This is a genomic window from Paraburkholderia ribeironis, from assembly GCF_900019265.1.
Lineage (GTDB): Bacteria > Pseudomonadota > Gammaproteobacteria > Burkholderiales > Burkholderiaceae > Paraburkholderia > Paraburkholderia ribeironis.
The window spans coordinates 1-19,930 of record NZ_CYGX02000058.1 but is presented as its reverse complement, the minus strand read 5'-3'; the positions used below and the strand labels follow the sequence as shown (position 1 = coordinate 19,930).

16 protein-coding genes are annotated in these 19,930 nt (G+C 57.5%); 11 read left to right on the top strand and 5 right to left on the bottom strand.

All coding sequences use genetic code 11. The features are described 5' to 3' along the window. Positions 1-570 precede the first annotated feature (570 nt). On the top strand, positions 571-4,524 hold the full coding sequence (locus BN2475_RS35770; protein ID WP_094782034.1) for a reverse transcriptase: 3,954 nt from the start codon (positions 571-573) through the stop codon (positions 4,522-4,524). A gap of 9 nt (positions 4,525-4,533) precedes the next feature. Beyond that, on the top strand, positions 4,534-5,142 hold the full coding sequence (locus tag BN2475_RS24295; protein WP_094782033.1) for a DUF4145 domain-containing protein: 609 nt from the start codon (positions 4,534-4,536) through the stop codon (positions 5,140-5,142). Between the two features lie 100 nt (positions 5,143-5,242). Here BN2475_RS24295 and BN2475_RS36255 read toward each other — a convergent pair whose 3' ends face one another. Continuing rightward, a complete protein-coding gene (locus tag BN2475_RS36255; RefSeq protein ID WP_094782032.1) occupies positions 5,243-5,977 on the bottom strand; it encodes an H-NS family nucleoid-associated regulatory protein in 735 nt (244 codons plus the stop codon). Between the two features lie 256 nt (positions 5,978-6,233). Here BN2475_RS36255 and BN2475_RS24285 point away from each other — a divergent pair, with 256 nt between their 5' ends. Continuing rightward, positions 6,234-6,665, top strand: a complete 432-nt coding sequence (locus BN2475_RS24285; RefSeq protein WP_094782031.1) for an STM2901 family protein — start codon at positions 6,234-6,236, stop codon at positions 6,663-6,665. Then, positions 6,665-7,024 (top strand): DUF1493 family protein, encoded by a 360-nt coding sequence (locus BN2475_RS24280; RefSeq protein ID WP_245841557.1) that lies wholly within the window; start codon positions 6,665-6,667, stop codon positions 7,022-7,024. The genes BN2475_RS24285 and BN2475_RS24280 overlap by 1 nt, the downstream gene beginning before the upstream one ends. Before the next feature lie 183 nt (positions 7,025-7,207). Here the strand turns inward: BN2475_RS24280 and BN2475_RS36250 are convergent, their stop codons facing one another. Continuing rightward, positions 7,208-7,336 carry a hypothetical protein gene (locus BN2475_RS36250; protein WP_281254265.1) on the bottom strand — a complete coding sequence of 43 codons (129 nt, stop codon included), beginning with the start codon at positions 7,334-7,336 and terminating at the stop codon, positions 7,208-7,210. Between the two features lie 548 nt (positions 7,337-7,884). On the opposite strand from BN2475_RS36250, the gene BN2475_RS24275 reads away from it, so the two are divergent. The 7 genes from BN2475_RS24275 to BN2475_RS24245 all read left to right on the top strand — a co-directional run bounded on the left by BN2475_RS24275 (position 7,885) and on the right by BN2475_RS24245 (position 14,814). Further along, a complete protein-coding gene (locus BN2475_RS24275; protein WP_159444605.1) occupies positions 7,885-9,045 on the top strand; it encodes an HNH endonuclease in 1,161 nt (386 codons plus the stop codon). 43 nt (positions 9,046-9,088) lie between these two features. Continuing rightward, on the top strand, positions 9,089-10,243 hold the full coding sequence (locus tag BN2475_RS24270; protein WP_143325879.1) for a YaaC family protein: 1,155 nt from the start codon (positions 9,089-9,091) through the stop codon (positions 10,241-10,243). A gap of 409 nt (positions 10,244-10,652) precedes the next feature. Continuing rightward, positions 10,653-11,174 carry a phosphotransferase enzyme family protein gene (locus BN2475_RS24265; RefSeq protein ID WP_094782027.1) on the top strand — a complete coding sequence of 174 codons (522 nt, stop codon included), beginning with the start codon at positions 10,653-10,655 and terminating at the stop codon, positions 11,172-11,174. A gap of 203 nt (positions 11,175-11,377) precedes the next feature. Continuing rightward, positions 11,378-11,998, top strand: coding sequence for an SLATT domain-containing protein (locus BN2475_RS24260; RefSeq protein ID WP_245841556.1), 621 nt, complete (start codon positions 11,378-11,380; stop codon positions 11,996-11,998). Further along, complete coding sequence (locus BN2475_RS24255; RefSeq protein ID WP_094782025.1) at positions 11,995-13,305, top strand: SMODS domain-containing nucleotidyltransferase; 1,311 nt, start codon at positions 11,995-11,997, stop codon at positions 13,303-13,305. The genes BN2475_RS24260 and BN2475_RS24255 overlap by 4 nt, the downstream gene beginning before the upstream one ends. A 53-nt stretch (positions 13,306-13,358) precedes the next feature. Further along, positions 13,359-14,243, top strand: coding sequence for an SMODS domain-containing nucleotidyltransferase (locus BN2475_RS24250; protein WP_094782024.1), 885 nt, complete (start codon positions 13,359-13,361; stop codon positions 14,241-14,243). Continuing rightward, entirely contained in the window at positions 14,221-14,814 is a 594-nt protein-coding gene (locus tag BN2475_RS24245) for an SLATT domain-containing protein (RefSeq protein ID WP_094782023.1), read from the top strand. Before BN2475_RS24250 ends, BN2475_RS24245 begins: the two co-directional genes overlap by 23 nt. 1,151 nt (positions 14,815-15,965) lie before the next feature. On the opposite strand, the gene glmS is transcribed toward BN2475_RS24245, so the two are convergent. The 3 genes from glmS to ttcA form a co-directional block, all read right to left on the bottom strand. Further along, complete coding sequence (gene glmS / locus BN2475_RS24235) at positions 15,966-17,783, bottom strand: glutamine--fructose-6-phosphate transaminase (isomerizing) (RefSeq protein WP_094782021.1); 1,818 nt, start codon at positions 17,781-17,783, stop codon at positions 15,966-15,968. Positions 17,784-17,843: 60 nt separating this feature from the next. After that, entirely contained in the window at positions 17,844-19,205 is a 1,362-nt protein-coding gene (gene glmU, locus BN2475_RS24230; RefSeq protein ID WP_094782020.1) for a bifunctional UDP-N-acetylglucosamine diphosphorylase/glucosamine-1-phosphate N-acetyltransferase GlmU, read from the bottom strand. A 128-nt stretch (positions 19,206-19,333) separates the two neighbouring features. Next, positions 19,334-19,930: tRNA 2-thiocytidine(32) synthetase TtcA (gene ttcA / locus BN2475_RS24225; protein ID WP_143325878.1), on the bottom strand; the 597-nt coding region annotated here is incomplete at its 5' end.

Below are 19,930 nucleotides of genomic sequence, written 5' to 3'. Positions count from 1 at the left end.
ACCTGAACACGTGCCCGGACGAGGAAGGGGTGCGCGTTCAGACTACACATCGCAAACTTCTTCAAGCAGTACTCAACGCAACGACCTCAAATGGAGAAATTTCGTGCTTCATCGGTGCGGTTACTTACGTGAGTTCCGACGAGGTCCTTAGTTATTTTTCAAAAGCAATATACAAAGACGGGCTCCATGCCCTAAATTTGCCAAAAATTCGGGCGATGGGACTACTTCGAAAGCGCGTTGCGTTCTCAAGCGAGGCGGAAGTCCGAGTCATGGCGATACATCAACGAACTCGCGTTTCGGATAGGCTGCTACGCGTTCCAATCCATCCCAACGATTTCATTGATGAAGTTGCGTTCGACCCTCGGCTGGCAGACGTGGAGATGTACAGACGGCAAGAGGAAGCAAAGGCGCACGGGTACGCAGGGCACTTTCACAACTGGGAGCTGTATACACGCGTGATTCCAGTGGTCCAGATGCCCTCAGACTGGGTTCCTCGTTGAACAGTGGCCTAGTCAATGTCGTCGCGATTAGCGTCAAAGTTTTAAGCGCACACTCAAACCGAGGGGAATCGTGTCAGTCATTAAGAAGCAGTATGAAAGTCTAGCCCCAAAAGGCGAGTGTCTATCGGACATCGTTGTTCTCGCGCAGGCCTGGAAGAAGTCACACACTTTCATTCGAAGACACAATTGGTACGCCGATGTTCTCGAGCTCGATTGCTCAACCGTCGACCTTGAGGAGCGACTCAATCAATGGACAAATGAAGTCGCGCAGCCACAGTTTTCGACCGCTGAGTTGTCGCTCGTGCCTGCCCCGAAGAACGCGCGGTGGGAGTTCAAGCCAGCGCCGGACCTGCGAATCATCGCTGACATTCTTGATGTCAACTTGGACGACTTTGGTTCCGAACCGTCGTTTGGGGACTGGGTGCCAATCCAAAACGGCGATGCTCCATCTGATAATTCCTCGGACGTCGGTCAAAAGCTGCGCCCACTAGCTCATGTCGCGATACGAGACCAGACGCTCGCGACAGCCATCATGATGTGTCTCGCTGAGGCCATTGAATCCCAGCAAGGGGACACCACCGAACGGGATTTGACCACGCTACGTAAATCGGGCGTCGTTAGCTATGGCAATCGACTTCAGTGTCGATGGGTGGAGAAGGTGAACGGCGCGAAGCGCGCCCGCTTTTCTTGGGGTAACAGCCGGACCTACAGACAATATTTCGAGGACTACCGCGCGTTCCTTTCTCGACCGAGAAGGGTCTGCGCGGAGCTTTCATCGCAAACGGCAACGCGCAAGGAACTCTTCGTCGTGTCGTTGGATATCAAGTCGTTCTTTGACTGTGTCGATAGCAAGGCATTGGTCCACGAACTTTACCGCCTGCAGACAAACTATCAGGAAGATGAGGGCCTCTCCGAGAAGGACTCAGCAGACGTTCCGTTCTGGGAGTTAGCGTCACTCATTCTCAGTTGGCGGTGGCGGCAAAACGACCACCAGTCGGCAGGGCTGATTCACGCTGGAGAGGCGGAACACCTGGCACTAGGAATCCCTCAGGGACTCGTCGCATCAGGTTTCTTCGCCAATGCTTACCTTGTCGCCTTTGACGCCGAAATGTGGGCCGCGTGCGAGGCCGAGCGCCAACTGCCGGAAGATATTCGCGTACTCGACTATTGTCGCTATGTTGATGACCTCCGGATAGTCGTCGAGGCCCCGGTCGCATTGGGTACCGCCGGGAGCGAAAAGACGCTGCAACGGGTACAACAATTCGTTTCCGAGACGTTGGCGAATCACTGTACTCGTTTACAGGCAAACGTGCCACTAACACTTTCTCAACATAAAAGCAGCATCACTCCATACCGGTCGATTTCAGCGCAGAGCAATGTCTCATCGCTAATGGAAGCACTGAACTCGGAGCTTAGCGGTACATTCGACCTTGAATCCTTGGTCCAGACGGCCGGAGGCCTCGAAGGTCTTTTGTGGATGTCGGAGCAAATCGAAGACGCTCCGTCACCAAGCCGCTCACGACTTGCTCTTGCCAATGTAGCCGTTCCCAACACCGATGTCCGCGACGATACCGTTAAGCGCTTCGTAGCAAGCCGGTTGGCTCAGGTAATGCGCCATAGGCTGACGATGACAGATACTGAATCGCCGTCGGACACTGATGTGACAGGCTCTGAGGCCGTAAGCAACGGGGCGGCGCTCTCTCATGAATTTGAACAAACCGCTCGAAAACTCATAAAGTGTTGGGCGGAGAATCCGTCACTAGCGCTGCTGCTAAGATGCGGGCTCGACCTCTTTCCTCACCCCAGGCTGCTTTCTCCAGTTACTGAAGCTCTGATATCCAAGCTACCGGGGGCTCAAGACTCTTTCGAGAGCGAGCAGATTAAACAGGTGCGCACAGCCGAATACGTCGCAGCTGATTTATTGCGTGCCGGTGCCACGGAAACAGGGTATCGCGATAGGGACGAATACCCGGAGTTCGTCGACATCGAAGGTTACCGGGAGAACCTCGGCGCATTTGCACGATGGATACTACTAGAGTACAGGCATGCACCCTGGTACCTGCTTCAACAAGCCCGCCTCTACCTTGCGGCTATCGGGGACTTCTCGGTCATTCGAGCGGTGAACGCAAGCGCGGAGGAATCTTACGCATTGCTCCATCGCGCCTCGTTGTATCAGCCCGCACGCTCAGCAGACCTCCTGCGCCTTCTACCATTTGCGCTCGTAGCCCAGCAACTGAATCCCAATCCGCGCCGATTCGGCGTGTGGCTCGCCGAATGCCTTCGTCGGACGCGGAGCGCGAACGAACAGGCCAAAACCGTTACAACGGTGGCACTCAACCGACCGGATTTAATGCTGGAAGTATTGAGGTCGAAGACCCTCAAAGGCAACGGGTGGGTAAAGCACGTGCCAATGCCGCTAGCGGAAGTTGACCGCAAGCTGCTCAAGAGAGGAAAGACGACCGACGGCACGCGGACCCTGATTCGTTGCATGCTCGACAACGACAACATGTTTGCGCAAGAGAACGGCCTGCTGGTACTCGCCCAGGCACTGCTGCGCACCCCAGACATTCAGAAGCGCTTATCTGGAGGCCTCGATGCCAGTCAAATCATTCTCCGGTGCAAGGAATGGGAACTCATACATTCGATTCCTGTAGCCACTGACTTCTTGAAAGTCGAACTCACTCCCGCCTCAGACACGCAGAATCCATTGTATGAAACGCCACGTTGGGTTGATGAAGAAAAGGCTTGGCTGTATGGGCTCGGACGAATACTTCGCGCCGCACTGACGGGAGAATTCGATTTCACGAGCCGGCGATATCTAGTGACGGAGGAAGTCGGCCGGTACTCCGGTCTTCGGAGTACATGGTATAAGCGGCGGTTCGGCATGCTGAATTCGGGCACCGGCTTGCTCGATGAACCGACGCCCATCACCCCTTGGCTTTCTGGATTGTTGTCCACGTTGCTTCAGTGGCCGGGAGTCGAATTCAGAGCTAACGACGCCGCTGCTGCAGGCGACGCTAGCACGCCAGAAGAACTGCTCGCTCTAATTGAGCAACGCGCAGTCGAGCAGCGTGCTCTGTACGGTTCCCGTAGCCGGACACCAATGTACGTCATCCCTGCATCCGGGGATAGCGCCCCCCTGAGCGATAGACCATTGCGAGTCGCAATCGTGCAGCCGCTCCGACCAAGGCGTGACGATTTCGATGCGAAAGACCCGACGCATTGGACGAAGGGGATGCTTGCCGAGCATCGAAGGCACCTTGCGGCAGTATGCCGACTCGCAGAGCAGCAATTACGAGCGTGGGCGTCGGCACGCAGCAATGTCGGCGCGGACGAAACCTCGCTGGTCGACATAGTGTTGTTCCCTGAACTTTCGGTGCATCCAGAGCACATCGGCTTGCTTCGTCGACTGTCGGACAAACTGAAAGCGAACATCTTTTCCGGGCTTACTTTCATCCATTCTGAAAAGGTCGGCGGCCCGATAAACCAAGGCCTTTGGTTGATTCGCAGCGAAACTGCCGAACATGGCCGAAGCATTCAGTATGTTTGGCAAGGCAAGCTCCATCCCATGAAGCTTGAACGCTCCATGGGCATTAAGCCGTACCGGCCACACGTGACACTTGTTGAACTACCAATCGGCACGAAGTCGCCGACCCGGATAGCAGCCGCGATTTGCTACGATGCGACGGACCTTGATTTGGTTGCAGACCTTCGGACCAGGTCCGATGTCTTTCTCGTTGCAGCGCTAAATCAGGACGTGCAGACATTTGACAATATGGTTGCTGCTCTGCACTTCCACATGTACCAGCCGGTGATACTGGCAAACTCCGGCGAGTTCGGCGGTTCCACGGCGCAAGTCCCGCTTCCGAAGCACGAGCGCCTCGTGGCGCATGTGCATGGCAGCAATCAGATAGCAGTCAGCGTGTTCGAAGTCGACGCTGCTCCGTTCAAGTCGACAGCAACGCCGAAAGCGGCAAAAGAGCTCAAGGCGCCTCCCGCCGGCTATAAGGGACGTCCCAGTTAGGAATAAAGCATGAGTGCGAATCAGACCATCGTTATCGATTGCCCGCAATGCGCTGTACGCGTTAAGTCGGAGGCCTCCTGCTGGGTAGGAGATGCGCAAGAACAAGCATATTTCCTAGCGGAATGTCCGTCCTGTCGCCAGGCGCTGTTCGGTTCGTCGTCCCTCATTCGCGACGAGCGCGGTGACTGGGAGTGGGACACAGCGGAACGGCTATGGCCAGCGCCGCTGATAGCGGACTTAGGGCCATCCGTCCCACCTGCGGCGCGGCGAGACGTGAGTGCCGCACAGAAGTGCTTCAGTCACGGCATTTACCCTGCCGCTGCGGTCATGTGCGGTCGCGCTTTGGAGCGGCTCGTCGCGGAAAAGACCGGGAAACCGCCGTCACTTGCGCGCGGCCTTGCCGAATTGAAAGCTCAGGGTGTAATCGACGAGCGGCTTCACGCGTGGGCAGATGCGTTGCGTGTCGAGCGCAACATCGGAGCTCACGCGTCCAATACGGAGACAACGAAGGACGACGCCGAAGACATCATCGACTTTACGGTAGCAATATTCGACTACGGCTACACTCTGGCAGAGCGATACCAAAAGTATCTCAAACGGAAGCAGGCCGGAGAATAGCCGCCGTCGATACGAGGAGAGCGCAGTGCGAGCACCAATTGCGAGGTCGGCCCACTCCCCCGGGGATTAGCGCACGACGTTCTTGACCAAGTCGTACCGGTCAGGCAGTGGGGGCAACGACAGTGGCTGCATCAATGAGAAACGCCGAGCGGTCACTCGCAGCTGCGAGCCACGCCGGCGCCGGCCCGCGCCCGCTCCAAGTCGCGCCAGTCTCAGGATTGAGATATTTCGCGGGTTGCTTGCCTTTAGGAGGCCCCTTCCGAGTGCGCGCTGCAGCAGCGGATGAGGCTTTGCCTTTCGCCTTTGCTCTCTTCACAACCGCGCCAGCTTTGCCGTCAGCGCCAACCGAAAACATCGAGCGGTCCTTCACATTCGCAATCCACGCGGGCGCGCGGCCACGCCCTGACCACGTGGCGCCACTGTCAGGGTCACGATATTTCGCCGGCTGCGGCCCCCGTGCATAGTTGCCTGGTCGTTTCGCTGTGCTCCCAGTCGCGACCGCCACCGACGCATTGCCATCAACTAAAAAGCGGTCCCGGCTCCTCGCATTGGCAATCCAACCAGGAGCACGTCCGCGTCCCGACCATGTCGCGCCAGTCTTTGGGTCCATGTATTTCGCTGGAACGGCCGCGGTACCGGCGGCCGTCGTCTTACCGGCTCTTGCGCCACGCTTCTTGCCACCAAGGTGCGCCTCGATGTCCGCCACCGTAACCCCGCTCTTCTGCATGAGTTCGACGATGCGGTCGAGTGTTGCGGAGGCCTCTTTGGCTTTGATAGCTTCAGCCTGTTCCTGCAACCGCTGGATTTTCGTCTGGATTGCTTCCAAGGTGGGCATGGGCTGCTCCGAAAAATATGAATTGGACGCACTATGCCACGGCGACTCAGACTCCGCCACACATCGGCCTGACGCCAAGCCGGTATTTGCTGGAAGGCTATGCGACGAACGTGCGAGAACGCACGCGGGGCGAAGCGTCAAAACACGCATCGAGGCGATAACCAAGACCCTGGGACTAAGCCGATAAGCCATGCCGTTGTGATAGCATAACCGGGCTTCACGCAGTGAAAACTAATAATCAACAGAGAGGGCCGAAATGAGCAATGTATACCAATACAATGGGCACAACGACCTGACACCACCTGAGCTCTTCTTGTTTATCGCGATGCAAGAAACGGGCGAGCAGCTTGGGATTGACGATGTTGAATATCTAATCCTCATTTTTTGTGGATTCAATTTTCTGCCGACGCGCGGGAAGCCGGCAGGCGCAACGCCGGGAACCTCAGTCGCGTCCGTGATGGCCCGCTCGCTGTTCAAGTACAAATTCAGAAAACGAGTGTTGCCGACTTTTACCATCGAAAGCATGAAAGCATTCAGATGGGTCTTGACACATAAGCTGAGCGTGTTCATTGGCAGAACGTTGCCGGGTGTCGGCTGGGTTCTGATGGCGAGGGACGTTGCGACGATTGGTTATCAAACCGTGCTTAAGTACAACCGGATTGCTAGACCTGAAGACAGGGTGTTCTGATGCAACAATACACTCGGGACGATTTGGTGGCGTTTATCAGGGAGGAGGCTTGCATATCTCCCAAGAAGCCCATCACCAATGATATGGACGTCGTTTACTCGCTCGGGCAACACGGAGATGATGCAGACGAATTCATGGAGAAATACTTCGCGACCTTCAAGGTCGACCGGGGTGACTACGATTTTCGTCGGTACTTCTTCATGGAGGGCGAAGGTTTTATATCACACTTCTTCCAGAAATTCATACTGAGAAGACCCCATTCGCTAAAGAGAGAAACGATGACGGTTGGAATGCTCTACAAGGCCATCCTCAATCAAAAATGGGATTGCGAAGCTTTGTCGGAGAAGAAGCACTACTAAGAAGACAATTCTCGAGGGGCCCCAGGAGGCCGACTTGCGCGTTCGACAGACGTCGCTGCAAGCGCTTATACGCGCAGGGACCTCCTGGAACAGCAGGAACAATTGTTTAACTTGCTCGAACCCACAAGTCACGCACGGTCGATTCCGGCTGGCGGCCGAGTTGCCGGTTTCCTTGTTGAGGAATCACACGTCCAAGCGGTCGTCATCTGCAATCGGCCTGAACGGCGAAAGGCGCCCATCGCTTGCCTTCATGACCGCGTTGACCAGCAGGTTCTCTCCGATGACGCCGACCTGGGTGGATGTCAGTGACATTCTACGACTCCTTGTCTGGGGACCGGGAGCATTCCCTCGCTGTTTATTCGTTACACGTCGCCGCGGGATTTCGGCCTATCACACGGTAGAACTCGGCTACCCGTTTCTCGCGTCACGACCACGCCTCGGTGCGAACCGCCGGCACATCGCCTAGGCGTAGGGTTTGCCACAACCCCAGAGCCACGGGAAGCGTTTCGCGCCTCGTACAACGTGTTGGGACAAGTTTGCGTTCATAGTCCGTATCTGCCCATTCATCAATAAGCATCGAACCGTTTTCGTAAAGGTCGACCACAAACATCGGCCCGCGCGTTCGGGCAAAGCATAACCATGCGTTCGGGTGCTCCGGGTGCCGAAGCCGCCGGCTTAGGCCGGCGCGTCCGCTCTATTTCTGCGACACCAGGCGACCGGTGGCCTATCAATAGGTGCCAATGACGGGTACGATTGCATGGTGGCTATCTCGGGTAATCCGCACCGTATATTGCCTCTGCAGCAGGCCGCCAATCTCAGCACGATTGGCTCCTGACGACGACAATCGCAGCACAATCTATATGGCAAAGTCAATCACCCAGTTCTTCGAACGTTATAGACTGCCGTTTAAAAACAAGCGCTGGTCATGGGGTGCGCTTCGCGATGACGTTGTGCTGCTCCGGACTTGGGAGCATGAATATTCAGGTAAGCAGAAGCGTGTCGTCGTACTGCAAAGACCGGAAGCATATCTAGGTCGCGATTCCTATGGCCTTGACGAACGGATTCGGCATCTTAGGCAGCTTTGGGAGGGGTCATCCTCAGGCTACACCGTAATCGCGAGGGCGGAGGATGTAAATGCCCATCCGCGAAAGATAGCCGACTTCCGAGACGACGCGGTGTTTGTCATCGACAGACTGGAATCTGAAGAAGGCGGTGAGATTGTCGCTGTCTTGAGTGGTCTCGCCACCGGCGACCTCTTCAAACACGCGCAGAACCACAAGACGAAGGCGGAAGGAAAATTCCCCGACGCAACAGCGCAGGAAACGGGTTTGTCTACCGGCAATCTCGCAATGAAGCTGCCGATGATTCGCGAATGGCTCATTGAAGTTGCAAAGCGAAAAAGCACCGTCACGTACGGTGAGCTGATGGACACGTTCGGCTTACATTTCTTCCTGCTCTACACCGCAATGCGCCAACTAGGCCACCAGTGTGTTGACGCCAAGGAGCCAGTCATCACGGCTCTCATTGTCGACAAAGATTCGGGAAAGTGCTCTGAGGGCCTTGAGGCGGAGTTCGGCATTACGGATGATGAACGCGAGCGAGCTCGTTGCTACGAACTCTGGAGTGATTCCGACGAAACCGCACCCACCGACGAGGCGCAACTCATCGATGAATCTAAGGCACGATTTGATTCCATGCTGGCTCGCTTTTCGTTGACGCAGGTCCGTCCATTTCAAGCGGCGTTCCGCGAAGCTGTCTTTCGACGATTCAGTGGGCGTTGCGCCATTAGCGGCTGTGACGTTCCGGAGGCGTTGGAGGCCGCACATATCAATGGGCGAGATTGGCGACACGGTCACAACTCCGCAGAAGACGGCCTGCTGCTGCGTAGAGACTTACACGCACTGTATGATAACGGCGTCATCCAGATAGCGAGCGATGGGACAGTGTCAATAGGCCAACAAGCACCATACTATGCAGAGTTTCTTGGTGTCAAAATCGTCCCTTGGTTGCGCTCGATGTAATTTTCGTGACCCCTAGACACAGTCGATGCTTGAGGCGCCCTCAATGAAGTCTGAATATATCTTTGCGGATAACCTGTCCGAGGTCATCTGGCTGCGTCTGAAACGGCTCTCCAGCCATCAACTGTGCGAAAAGGTGATTCTTCGGCGCTCGCGGGCAATGCCGGAGACCGTCCTAGCCGAGAAATCGGCCGGCATGGCATGGGCTGTGCGGTCGGCGGTCGGATATTGGGAAACCAAATCGGGTGGTTTGAACGCTCGTGTACTGTCTCGCTACTATGCGTTATTGCAGATGTCGATAGCTGAGCAGATTGCTGCCGGCGACGAGACGTCTACGTTGCCGTCGATACAGCGATATACGGAGCAGGGCCACGGTCTCTTCACAACGACCGCAGATATAGGTGAGTTCCCTGCAAACTATCTTGTCGGCTGTCTGAAATCCGGGCATTTCCCGGCCTATTGCAAAACTAGGGAGATGGCCGTTGACGAGTTTGCCTTCGAACGCAAACCGCGGAAGCAGCTGAACGACGCGGAGCGAGCACGCGTGGTTTCGTTGGCCGACCTTCTACGTCGTGTTCCCGAACTGCAAAGCGTAACTCAAGAATACTTGAGCACATACCCGCTATCCTTCCACGTAGGAAAGCGGCACGATTCAGAACTGGAGCAACAGCTCGACCAGCTTGGTGCCTCGATGATTGGTTGCTTGTACGACGCTAAAACGTTGACGCCTGCGCTAAGTACCGCTTCATCCATCGCGATATCTCCTGTCGGCTATGAGCTCACGGCAGAACAGGCAAACACCTTGGACCTGCCCATCAAGGACTTCGAAGACAGGAAAGACGCATGCTCTGGGTTGACGTTTCCCACAGGCAAGTTTGAGCACCCAGCTAACGAACATTGGTACCAGCGGCTAAAGCTTCACAAGTCCGGCTATTGCGGCTCCAGTATCATGGTTCCGTATTGGGGAACAGACGATATCTTTACGCTTCATTTCGTCATTCTTTATGCGTTCTCGATAGTGACACGATACCTGCCGAGTCTTTGGCATGAGATTGAAGACGGAAAGTTGGACCAACTTCGCTCATTGCTGGAGCACTACCTTGTCATTGTAGATAACGTGCTTCCGAAGATTGCGCTCGAGCGTATCACCGGAGATTCCGTGCACGCTATACAGTCAGGTTCGGTCTTCGGACCGACCTAGCTTGACCGTCGAGATGTCAGACGACGCGCCCTTGATGTGCCTACACCATGTCGGCGAAACTCCTGTCAGCAATGGCGGAGCGGCGCGAGTTCACGCGTTTGACACCATCTGGGCGTCACTTTCGTACCATGGCAACGGTGAGTCACGTGTTATGCGATAGGCATACGTTTTAGTGTTAGGCCCAGCTAATTCCCGTCTCTCCATTGTGACGTCGCAAAAAGGGAGCTTCGTGGAAGCATCTTGGCGTGCATTTCCAGTCTTGTCATCAATCTCCCAGCAGTGAATCACCCAATGTCCGCGAACCCAGAGTCGTAGTGTCCCGGGAGAAAGCGTACTGCGGCACGCCGGTCAAGCATTACTGGCGGTGATATTCTTTCCGCTCCACGTTCCCCAATCGCTCAATACGTCTATGGACCAACCAGAGAACGTGCCCCGGCTGCGTGCGGTGAGGTCGGTCATTGAAGCAGGCAGCATTGCGGAGGTCGTAGGAAGCCAATACGCATTGGGGCAGATTGATAGCTGTCTGTTCCTGCGGCGCGGGTTCAACGACGTCTACGAACTCAAGCTTGCAAATGGCGAGCGCAAAATCGTGCGGCTGGCGGCGATAAGGGCTCGCGGCCAAAGCAACATAGATTTCGAACTGTCTCTCCTCGAACATCTGAAGGCAGAAGGGGTTGCGGTTACCGCCGCGTCTAGGACACGGGACGGTGCTTTGTGGACAGACGTGCTCGCGCCTGCGGGCGTTCGTACACTCGCAGTCTTTGACTACCTTGACGGCAAAGTTCTTGGCGATGGCCCGGATGACATTCGGTTGACGGGTGCCGAGCTGGCGCGTATCCACGACGGAGCAAGAAAGTATGCTGGTCCCGAGAGTCGCTATGTTCTGGACATTGAGCATCTACTGTTCCGACCGCTATCCCGCATGGATTGAAGGGGTGTACGGCCATAAAACGGGGCCTGATTATCGGTCGCAACGCCTTTCGCGGCAAAGTCTACCGATTTCGCCGCCAGTACAGTAATATCATCCGATGCTTCCACGGGCTCGCGAAAGGTGACCGCATCGGCTTGATGACGGTTTAAAAGCGCACAACTCCTATTACGCGCAGCCCTATGCTTCTAAATGGGGAACCCGATATGAAAAAAGAAGACCTGCTACGCATGGTCGCGGAGAGTGGGTACAACGTCGGATTCGGGGCGAAACTGCATTTCGCGACGTTGGACATCGTCGAAAAGGCGCCGGGCTGGGTCAACGTCATCGGTTTCGTAGTCGGGGTGTACAGCCTCATCTTTCCGGCGCTCGCCGTAGCGGGAATCTCTGCCACGCTAGTAATCGCTTCGTCACTGACCCTTTACATCAACTTCTACAACTCCGACAAAGAAAAGTATGACAAGGCGGGCATCGCCCTGACGCGCGCCTATCACGCGCTTCAACAGCTTTACGCCGAGGTGAAAGCGCAACCCGGCAGTGCTGACATGAGCGCATTCGCGAAGAGGAGAATCGACATCGTAGACGGGGCGTCAGGGGTGTCCCTGAGCAAGCAAATTTTCCTCGCTCCGTGGTACGCCCACATGAAGTTCTTTTGGGAGCATCAGGTTGACTGGGTCAATGAAGAGCTGAAACTCAGTTTCTGGAGGGACAAGGTTCCGCTCGGAGCGTGGTTGACCCTGTTCATGCTGCTCAGCTGCGGCATCGCCATCTATCTGCATCCCGGTCTTCTGACTGTCCTGTTCAATTCGCCGCCGAGTAAGCCATGAGCTCAGCCCTGTTCGAACAATTCCGGAAAAACATTTCCATCGGCAATGCGTCTGAAATCTCGACGTCTTACCAGAGCATCACAACGCGTCTGAATAAGGACTTTTACGAGTCCGATTCGGATAATGCTCATTGCCTGCAGGTCGGTTCGTATGGTCGTCACACGGCCATCCATGGCATCAGTGACCTCGACATGCTCTTCGAGTTGCCGTGGGAACTCTATGAGCGCTATCGTCAACGCGAGGGGAATGGCCCGTCCCAACTGTTGCAGGCAGTGCGCGACTCCCTGAAGACGCGCTACAGCAGCACAGAAATAAAGGGCGACGGCCAAGTGGTCGTCGTTCAGTTTAAGAAATTTAAGGTTGAAGTCTTGCCAGCGTTCTATCGCAAGGATACGAACGACTACTTACACCCCGACACCAATAACGGGGGAAGCTGGAAGGTCACATACCCACGGCAAGAAATGGACGCGATGCGCGAAATGAACACGCGCACAAATCGTAATTTCCGCCATGCATGCAAGATGCTCCGGTCGTGGAAGAACGAACACGGCGTGCCAATGAGCGGCATCCTCATTGATACGCTGTGCTACCGATTCTTCGAAGGCTGCAAGGACTTCGACCAAAAGTCTTACGCCGCATACCCTGAACTCGTCGCAACCCTCTTTACCTATCTCGCAGACCTGGAACAAAAGGACTATTGGCGCGCGCCAGGAAGCCAAGCGCACATCGCGAATAAGGGCAATTTCCATCGAAAGGCGAAGAAAGCGGCGCAAGCCTGCATCCAGGCGCGCGATGAAACAGACGAGCCAAAGCGGGCAAAGCTCTGGCGTGAGGTCTTCGGCCGTGATTTCCCGCTTGAGGTCAAGGTCGTCAGGACAACCGCGGCCACCGAGAGCTTCTCCTTCAAGCGGGACTCTGGAGACGCAGCCGAGGAATTCATCGAGGACAAGTATCCCGTGGACATCCGGAGCGAGCTCGAAGTCGACTGCGATTATGCGAGCACCACCCAAAACGGACGCCTGCGGGCGCTCGCCAACACTTTTCCGTGGCTCAAGCACGGAATGTCATTGCGCTTTCACATCGTAGAGTGTGACGTCGGGGAGCCCTATGAGGTCATGTGGAAGGTGCGAAACGTCGGTGACGAAGCCGTCCGCCGAAACCAGATTCGCGGCCAAATCGTTCGCGACGGAGGCAGCCGCGAACGCAAGGAGACGGCGAACTTCCACGGCCCTCACTTTGTAGAGTGTTACGTGATAAGGAACGGCGTCTGCGTCGCTCGTGACCGGATTGACGTTCCCATCGAATAGGTTGGACACACGTTGCTTCAAGGCCAAATAACAATCGAGAGCAGAGGGCAAAGATGGGCGAAGGGGAATGGTTTTCTCAGTTTTGCGGTGCGCTTCGCATCAATGCTGAAAAACGTGGTTCGATAAGTTACCGGACCGGGCGCATCGTAGGCCAGTTGAACTATGACCTTCGGGACGAGCTGGACTCGAAATCCGCATATCGGTTTTACGTTGGCTCGTACGGCCGCAGTACAGCTATCCCAAGTGTCAGTGACGTCGACCTGCTCTACGAGCTCCCATATGCCCTCTACCAGCGGTTTCATGGGCACGCCGGCAATGGCCAGTCCGCACTGCTAGCGCTTGTCAAAAACTCAATCCGGAACACCTATCGCGTCTCCGACATGGCAGGCGATGGTCAGGTCGTGGTCATCAATTTCGACGATGGCGTGCGGTTTGAGATTTTGCCTGCGTTCGTGAATGTCGACGGGAGCTACACGTTTGCAGACTCAAACGGCGGAGGTTCATGGGGGGTCTGCAAGCCGAAACACGAGATGGACGCGTTCGCTGCGAGGAATGCGGCCTGCAATCAGAATCTGGTCGAACTCAGCCGAATGGCACGAGCTTGGCGCGACACAAACAACGTCTCGATGAGCGGAATGCTAATCGACACACTTGCCTATCAGTTCATTGCCAACTGGGAGCATCGTGACAAGTCATATCTCTACTATGACTTTATGACCCGCGACTTCTTCCGGTGCCTGGCGAACTTGGATACGGCGCAGCTATATTGGCTTGCGCCTGGGAGCGGCTCGTGGGTTTTCCGGGGAGACGTGTTCCAGTACAAGGCTCGTTCCGCGGAACTCAGGGCAACTGAGGCAATTGTCCATCAGGCGAAGGGCGAGAACTGGTCGGCACGGCAAAAATATCGGGCAATCTATGGAACAGCATTTCCGGAGTAACGATGCGCAAGCGACGCCGCCGGCCTCGCTCGAAGGGCAGTTGCGGGAGATGTACGCGCGAGCTGCGTACACCCACAAGACCCACGAGAAAATGGCCGACAGATACATTTCGCGATACAAGCTCATCAAGACCACGGAAATTGTCCTGTCGGCAGTGACGACGAGTAGCCTGTTGCTCGCGGTTCTCGGGGACACGCATCCGTTCACCCTCGTCGGTGCAGTGCTCTCGACAGTCCTATTGGGCTTCACCCTCTATTTCAAAGAGGCCAGTCTCGGAGAGCAGGCACAAAAACACACCATCGTCGCCTCCAAGCTGTGGGGTGTGCGCGAAGCGCTTCTGTCGCTTTTGGTCGACATGAACGATGGACGAGCCGCAGATGAGATTCGCGCGGCACGAGACCGATTGAACGAGTCGCTTGAGGACATCTACAAGGCTGCACCACGGACGAACAGTAAAGCTTATGGCGATGCGCAGAAGGCGCTCAAGCATTCTGAAGAACTGTTTTTCACCGACGATGAACTCGACCGCATGCTACCGAAGGAGCTGCGGTCGAAGCGCCATCAACCGTAGCGGGCATGGCCGGCTGGCCGCAGGACCACCTTCTGCTCGTGGCCAACAAATTCCAGACCGGCTTTTGACCAGCCCTTGCTGTGTGGCATGTAAGCACCCAGGCGTTTGGCTCCAAGCACGTGCGCGAAGGCCTCAAGGACATTCTGCTCGGACCAGCACAACTCTACGAAGCCTTGAGAGCAAAATCTTCATCGCCCGGGTCTAGCGCGCCGTAGCATCCTTGGCAAGTCTTCTCGCAATCGCATGTCCGCCGGCGAGCGAAATCCATCACGGCAAAGCTCTTGAATTCGCGTAGACGTCTGTCCTGCTCGTAGGGTTGGTCACAAGGTCGAATCCGTTTAAACGGGCGACACTAAACGCCTTATGGAGACAAGAACCGGACAGACGGTCGGCGGCGCCCCTGCCGACAGCGACGCGCACTCGAGAACGCTCATCGGCTTTCTGCTAGCGGATGCGTCCGCCGACGTCGAGGTCGTCCGCCGCGACCTCGGCCTTGGCGAAAGGCTGGTTGAACGCCTTCAGCGCGCACTCGACAGGCTTGATTGCGCGCAGTCAATTTTGGAAGCAGAAGGAAGGAGCCGCCTTGGGAACAGCGGCGGCCTCCGTAAACAGGTCAGCGAGGCGGTTCGGGTGCTCGCAGAGAACTGGCCGCAGGATTACCCGGAAGGGGCCGTTGAGTGGCGGCTAGTGAGAGACGGCGCCCGCCCACGCTGATTGTTCAGGAGGGGAAACGAACGGAGCCTTCACGCCTTGAAGCAACGGGCATCCCCGGTGTACATCTCGGCGGCACACGAAGGCCCAGCGAGAGCTAGGCAATGTCTTCGGCGCAGCGCCGGTATAAACCCGATGCACTAAACGCTCGGTCGCGACTTGCGGACGGTAACGGCGACTCGGGAACTGGGCTGCATCGCATCAAGTTCTCGGGTCGTCGACGCTTGGGGCCCGAGAGCGCGCCAAGAGCGTCTTTTCTCGCTTTTCACAACCCAACAGCTGGGGGGAACTTGGGGTATTTGTTGAATATTTTCCCGACTACATGAAAAGTTGTGAAAAGCCTTTAAATCAATAAGTTATCGATGACCGTCACAACATGTGTGTCACAGAAATCACAACTATGATTGTCATCGGTCACGCTCTCACCCGAACACCCCCCCTCACTCCACCGTCACCGACTTCGCCAGATTCCGCGGCTTATCCACATCCGTGCCTCTTGCACAGGCGGTGTGATACGCGAGCAACTGCAGCGGCACCACATGCAGGATCGGCGACAGCAAGCCGTAGTGTTCCGGCATCCGGATCACATGCAGGCCTTCATCGTTGACGATCTTCGTGTCCGCATCGGCGAATACATAAAGCTGACCGCCGCGCGCACGCACTTCCTGAATATTCGACTTCAGCTTCTCAAGCAGCGCGTCGTTCGGCGCCACCGTCACCACCGGCATCGCTTCCGTCACGAGCGCGAGCGGCCCGTGCTTCAGCTCGCCGGCCGGATACGCCTCGGCGTGAATGTACGAAATCTCCTTGAGCTTCAGTGCACCTTCGAGCGCAATCGGATAGTGCATGCCGCGTCCGAGGAACAGCGCATGTTCCTTGCGCGAAAACTCCTCCGACCGGGCGATGATCTGCGGCTCAAGCGCCAGCACGCTATTCAGCGCAGCCGGCAAATGGCGCAACTGCTTCAGGTAGCCCGCTTCCTGCTCTTTGCTCAGATGCCCGCGCAGCTTCGCCAGTGTCGTCGCCAGCACGAACAAAGCGACCAGTTGCGTGGTGAATGCCTTGGTCGACGCCACGCCGATCTCGCGGCCCGCGTGCGTCAGGAACGACAATTCGGTTTGCCGCACCATTGCGCTCGTGCCGACATTGCAGACCGCTAGCGTGTGCTTGTGTCCGAGCTGCTGCGCATGCTTGAGCGCCGCGAGCGTGTCAGCCGTCTCTCCAGACTGCGAAATCACTACCACCAGCGACTTCGGATTCGGCACCGACTCACGGTAGCGATACTCGCTGGCAATCTCCACCTGGGTCGGAATCTTCGCGATCGATTCGAGCCAGTACTTCGCGGTCAGCCCCGAGTAGTAGCTCGTGCCGCACGCGAGAATCAGCAGGCTGTCGATATTCCCAAACACCTGGCCCGCGCCCTCGCCGAAAATCGACGCGTCGAACGAATCCGCTTGCGGGATCGTGTCGGTAATCGCACGCGGTTGTTCGAAAATTTCCTTCTGCATGAAGTGACGATACGGGCCGAGTTCGACCGCGCCGCCATAGGCCGCCACCTGGCGCACTTCGCGTTGCGCGTCGCCGCCGTCGCGACCAGCGATACGCACGCCGCCGAGCGACAGTTCGCAGACGTCGCCTTCTTCGAGGAAGATGAAGCGTTCGGTGCTGCCCGCGAGCGCCAGCGCGTCCGACGCGAGGAAGTTCTCGCCGTCGCCAAGGCCCACCACCAGCGGTGAACCCTGCCGCGCGCCGACCACCGTATGGGGCTGATCCTTGTGCAACACCGCGATCGCATACGCGCCGTGCAATTGCGCGACCGCTTCACGCACGGCGGCAAACAGATCGCCGCGATACAAGCTATGGATCAGGTGCGCAATAACCTCTGTGTCGGTCTGCGAGACGAACGTGTAACCCTTGCCGCGCAACATTTCTCGCAGCGTTTCGTAATTCTCGATGATGCCGTTGTGTACCAACGCCAGCGCGTCTTTCGAGAAGATCGGATGCGCGTTGTTCGTCACCGGCGCGCCGTGCGTCGCCCAGCGCGTATGCGCGATACCCGTGATGCCGTCGAGATGGCTCTCGCGCACCTGATCGTCGAGATCGGCGACGCGCGCCACGCTGCGGGCGCGGCGCGGCCCGTTCTCGTCGAGCACGGCGACGCCGCACGAATCGTAGCCACGGTACTCGAGGCGACGCAGTCCTTCGATCAGGACCGGAACGATATTACGTTGCGCAACCGCGCCGACAATGCCACACATGGCTCATTCCTTTTTCAGTGCCGGGTTCAATGAGCGTGCTTCGCGCACGCGTCGTCTCCATCAGCTCTTCTTCTTGACCGGGCGTACATAGCCCGTCCTGCTAGTTTGCGTTTTGTCGTTCAGGACCAGCGCATCGGCTTCGACGTCCTTCCAGACCGTGGTGCCCGCCGCGACCGTCGCGCCCCGCTTCACCCGCACCGGAGCGACCAGTTGCGTATCCGAGCCGACGAATACGTCGTCTTCGATGACCGTGCGGAATTTGTTCGCGCCGTCGTAGTTGCAGGTGATGGTACCGGCGCCGATATTCACGCGTGCGCCGATATCCGCGTCGCCGATGTACGTCAGATGGTTCGCTTTCGAGCCGTGACCGAGCACCGCGTTCTTCACCTCGACGAAGTTGCCGACATGCGACTCGTCCTGCAGCGATGCGCCCGGGCGCAGACGCGCATACGGTCCGATCACGACCTGCGCGCCGACCTCGGCGCCGTCGATATGCGTGAACGCATCGACGCGCGTGCCGGCGCCGATGCTCGCATTGCGGATCACGCAGTTCGGCCCGATGGTGACGTTGTCGGCCAGCGTCACGCGGCCCTCGAACACGCAGTTCACGTCGATCGACACGTCGCGGCCGCATTCGAGCGCGCCGCGCACGTCGATGCGCGCGGGATCGGCAAGCGTCACACCCGCCACCAGCAACGCGTCGGCGACATTGCGCTGATGAATCCGTTCGAGTTCGGCGAGCTGCTGCTTGCTGTTCACGCCGAGCGTTTCCCACGCGTCGTCCGGCTGCGTGGTGACGACATCGAGCCCGGCTTCGATCGCCATCTCGACCGCGTCGGTCAAATAGAACTCGCCTTGCGCGTTGTCGTTTTTCAACGCCGCGAGCCAGCCGGCGAGGCGCTCGGTCGGCGCGACGATGATGCCGGTATTGATCTCGGCAATCCGCAACTGCTCTGCGTTCGCGTCCTTCTGTTCGACGATGCGCACCACCTTGCCGTGCTGATCGCGCACGATGCGGCCGTAGCCGGTCGGGTCGTCGAGCGTGACGGTGAGCACGCCATAGCCACCGTGTCCGGCGTGTTCGGTCAGCGCGTGCAGCGTGCTGGCGCGCGTGAGCGGCACGTCGCCGTAAAGCACCAGGGTGGGCGCGGACGGATCGAGCAGCGGCAACGCCTGCTGCACCGCGTGGCCCGTGCCGAGCTGTTGCTCCTGCACGGCGAACTGGACGTCCGGCGCCGCGACCGCCTCACGCACGGCTTCGGCGCCATGGCCGATCACGACGACGAGCCGCGCGGGCGCGAGTGCGCGAGCGGTGTCGATGACGTGAGCGAGGAGCGGCCGACCGGCCAGGGGATGGAGCACCTTGGGAAGCGCGGACCGCATGCGCTTGCCGGTGCCTGCCGCCAAAATAACGATGTTCATGGCGTCGGCAATCAGACGAGTTTGGAGCCGACGATTCTATCACGCAGCATGTAACGAAAAGGCCGCTGGGCGCGCGGCCTCATCATGGTCGGAAAGGTTTGGAAACGCCCATAAAACGGGCGCTTTTATCACAGGTCGTCGAACTGCACGATCGAGATCGGCTTCGCTGCGCCGAGCGTGGCGGCGTCTTCGTTGCCGGTCGAACACGGCTCCTCGTCGAACGCGATGTCGCCTTGCGGATCGGCTTCGCCAGTCGCACGCAGACCCGCGAACGGGAACAGCTTGTGATCCATCAGATGCGACGGCACGACGTTCGACAACGCATTGAACATATTTTCGATGCGACCCGGAAAGCGCTTTTCCCAGTCGCGGATCAGCGCCTTCATTTCCGCGCGCTTCAGGTTGGGTTGGCTGCCGCACAGATTGCACGGAATGATCGGGAATTCGCGCAACTCCGCGTACTTCTCCAGATCCGCTTCCTTCACGTACGCGAGTGGCCGGATCACGATGTTCTTGCCGTCGTCCGATTGCAGCTTGGGCGGCATGCCCTTCAGCTTGCCGCCGTAGAACAGGTTCAGCAGCAGCGTTTGCAGAATGTCGTCGCGATGATGGCCGAGCGCGATCTTGGTCGCGCCGAGCTCGCCCGCGACGCGGTACAGAATGCCGCGCCGCAGCCGCGAGCATAGCGAGCAGGTGGTCTTGCCTTCCGACGGACTAAACCGCTC

Bases quoted from the DNA above. Each gene is read 5' to 3' on its own strand.
- BN2475_RS24295 (WP_094782033.1), top strand. From the start codon at position 4,534: ATGAGTGCGAATCAGACCATCGTTATCGATTGCCCGCAATGCGCTGTA.
- BN2475_RS24265 (WP_094782027.1), top strand. From the start codon at position 10,653: ATGGACCAACCAGAGAACGTGCCCCGGCTGCGTGCGGTGAGGTCGGTC.
- BN2475_RS24275 (WP_159444605.1), top strand. From the start codon at position 7,885: ATGGCAAAGTCAATCACCCAGTTCTTCGAACGTTATAGACTGCCGTTT.
- glmU (WP_094782020.1), bottom strand. From the start codon at position 19,205: ATGAACATCGTTATTTTGGCGGCAGGCACCGGCAAGCGCATGCGGTCC.
- BN2475_RS36250 (WP_281254265.1), bottom strand. From the start codon at position 7,336: ATGTCACTGACATCCACCCAGGTCGGCGTCATCGGAGAGAACCTGCTG.
- BN2475_RS24250 (WP_094782024.1), top strand. From the start codon at position 13,359: ATGGGCGAAGGGGAATGGTTTTCTCAGTTTTGCGGTGCGCTTCGCATC.
- BN2475_RS24280 (WP_245841557.1), top strand. From the start codon at position 6,665: ATGCAACAATACACTCGGGACGATTTGGTGGCGTTTATCAGGGAGGAG.
- BN2475_RS24270 (WP_143325879.1), top strand. From the start codon at position 9,089: ATGAAGTCTGAATATATCTTTGCGGATAACCTGTCCGAGGTCATCTGG.
- BN2475_RS36255 (WP_094782032.1), bottom strand. From the start codon at position 5,977: ATGCCCACCTTGGAAGCAATCCAGACGAAAATCCAGCGGTTGCAGGAA.
- glmS (WP_094782021.1), bottom strand. From the start codon at position 17,783: ATGTGTGGCATTGTCGGCGCGGTTGCGCAACGTAATATCGTTCCGGTC.
- BN2475_RS24245 (WP_094782023.1), top strand. From the start codon at position 14,221: ATGGAACAGCATTTCCGGAGTAACGATGCGCAAGCGACGCCGCCGGCC.
- BN2475_RS24260 (WP_245841556.1), top strand. From the start codon at position 11,378: ATGAAAAAAGAAGACCTGCTACGCATGGTCGCGGAGAGTGGGTACAAC.
- BN2475_RS24255 (WP_094782025.1), top strand. From the start codon at position 11,995: ATGAGCTCAGCCCTGTTCGAACAATTCCGGAAAAACATTTCCATCGGC.
- BN2475_RS24285 (WP_094782031.1), top strand. From the start codon at position 6,234: ATGAGCAATGTATACCAATACAATGGGCACAACGACCTGACACCACCT.